This is a genomic window from Neisseria sp. P0022.S010 (assembly GCF_051956635.1).
Genome location: NZ_JBQCXF010000451.1, coordinates 1 through 2412 on the forward strand (window position 1 = coordinate 1; position 2412 = coordinate 2412).

Annotated in this window: 2 protein-coding genes; both read right to left on the reverse strand. The window is 51.9% G+C overall.

All coding sequences use genetic code 11. The features are described 5' to 3' along the window. Nucleotides 1-153: 153 nt before the first annotated feature. A complete protein-coding gene (gene aspS, locus ACTHUT_RS18035; protein ID WP_250601271.1) occupies nt 154-1962 on the reverse strand; it encodes an aspartate--tRNA ligase in 1809 nt (602 codons plus the stop codon). 64 nt (nt 1963-2026) lie between these two features. Beyond that, nucleotides 2027-2412 (reverse strand): DUF502 domain-containing protein (locus ACTHUT_RS18040; RefSeq protein WP_440419288.1); only part of this gene is annotated, 386 nt, incomplete at its 5' end.

Below are 2412 nucleotides of genomic sequence, written 5' to 3' on the forward strand. Positions count from 1 at the left end.
CTCTAAGGTCATTAAAGTAAACGTTTAAAATAAAACAGTTCGCGGTTGATTATATATATAAACGACCAAAATGTAGAAAGGCCGTCTGAAAAATTTGAAAGAAATTTCAAATTTTTCAGACGGCCTTGATATTTTAAAGATTAAGCTGGTAAATTATGCTTCTTTTGTTTCAACTGCTTTCTGACGCAGGCGCAAGCTCAATTCGCGCAACTGTTTGTCGTCCACCGCATTTGGCGCGTTGGTCAACAGGCATTGGGCGCGTTGGGTTTTCGGGAAGGCAATCACGTCGCGGATGGACTCGGCGCCGGTCATTAGCGTAACCAGACGGTCGAGACCGAATGCCAAACCGCCGTGCGGAGGCGCGCCGAATTTCAGGTTGTCCAAGAGGAAGCCGAATTTTTCCTGTTGCTCTTCGGGACTGATTTTCAGTGCGGCAAAGACTTTTTCCTGTACGTCGGCACGGTGGATACGGATAGAGCCGCCGCCGATTTCCCAGCCGTTCAACACCATATCGTAGGCGCGGGCCAGGCAGTTTTCAGGATCGGACGCCATCAGGTCTTCATGACCGGGCTTGGGCGAGGTGAACGGATGGTGCATGGCTGCCCAGCGGTCGCCGTCTTCGTCGTATTCGAACATCGGGAAATCGATGACCCACAAAGGTTTCCATTCGTCTACGAAGTAGCCGTTGTCTTTGCCGTGTTCCAAACCGACTTTGATACGCAGCGCGCCGATGGCTTCGTTCACGACTTTGGCTTTGTCTGCGCCGAAGAAGATGATGTCGCCGTTTTGCGCGCCAGTACGTGCAATGATTTCTTTCAGGGCGTTTTCAGACAGGAATTTCACGATTGGAGATTGCAGGCCGCTGTCTTCGCCGTTGGAAAGGTTGCTGACATCGTTCACTTTGATGTACGCCAAACCTTTCGCGCCGTAGATGCCGACAAATTTGGTGTATTCGTCGATTTCTTTGCGGCTGAATTTCGCGCCGTTCGGTACGCGCAGGGCAACCACGCGGCCGCCTTTCATGTCGGCTGCGCCGCGGAAGACTTTGAATTCTTCCGTTTTCATCAGGTCGGTCAGCTCGGTGAATTTCAGGTTGATCCGCATATCGGGTTTGTCGGAACCATAGTAGAACATGGCTTCGGCGTAGGGCATACGCGGGAAAACGCCCAAGTCTACGCCCAGTGCGTCTTGGAAGACTTGTTTTGCCATGCCTTCGGTAATGTCCATGATTTCATCTTCGTTCAAGAACGAGGTTTCCAAGTCGATTTGGGTGAATTCAGGCTGGCGGTCGGCACGCAAGTCTTCGTCGCGGAAGCACTTGGTGATTTGGTAGTAACGGTCGAAACCCGCCACCATCAACAGTTGTTTGAACAATTGCGGCGATTGCGGCAGTGCGAAGAACTCGCCCGGATGAACGCGGCTCGGCACGAGGTAGTCGCGCGCGCCTTCGGGCGTGGAGCGGGTCAGCATCGGGGTTTCGATGTCGATGAAGCCTTGCGCGTCCAGATAACGGCGAACGCCCATAGCGACTTGATAACGCAGGCGCAGGTTGCGCTGCATCACTGGACGGCGCAGGTCGATAACGCGGTTGGTCAGGCGAACGTTTTCGCTGATGTTTTCATCGTCGATTTGGAACGGAGGCGTAGCGGCAGCGTTCAAGACTTCGATTTCTTTGGCAAGGATTTCGATTTTGCCGGAAATCATTTTGTCGTTGGTAGTACCTTCTGGACGGTTGCGTACACGGCCGGTAATGCTCAAAACGTATTCATTGCGGGAAGAGTCGGCAGTTGCAAATGCTTCCGGAGTGTCGGGGTCAATCACGACTTGGACAATGCCTTCGCGGTCGCGCAAGTCGATAAAAATCACACCGCCGTGGTCGCGTCGGCGGTGTACCCAGCCTTTGACGGTAACGGTTTGGTCTAAGTATTGCTCGCTGATAAGGCCGCAATAGTTGGTACGCATAAAATCACCTTTTTATATTGTTCAATTTGAAAAAGAAGGAAAGGCCGTCTGAAAAAAGAAGACCTTAATTGTTATGTTCGGTATCACCGTCTTCAGACGGCTTTTGGGCGGGTAGGACTTTAACCGGTAAGTCGTCCGGCATGACCATGCCCAGCGAAATTACATATTTCAATGCCTGATCCACACTCATGTCCAGCTCGCGAACGTCGCTTTTTTTAACCATGATGTAATAGCCGCCGGTCGGGTTGGGTGTGGTTGGGACGTAAACGGAAATATAGTCGTCATCTTGCGGCAGGCTGCCTTTGAGTTTGTCGGGGATATGACCGGAAACAAAGGCTATCGTCCAAATGCCCGGTTGCGGAAAGGGAACCAGTACGGGGGTTTTGAACGAGCGGCTGCTGTCGGAGAGCAGGGATTCGGAAACTTTTTTAACGCTGGAGTAGATGGATT

Bases quoted from the DNA above. Each gene is read 5' to 3' on its own strand.
- aspS (WP_250601271.1), bottom strand. From the start codon at position 1,962: ATGCGTACCAACTATTGCGGCCTTATCAGCGAGCAATACTTAGACCAA.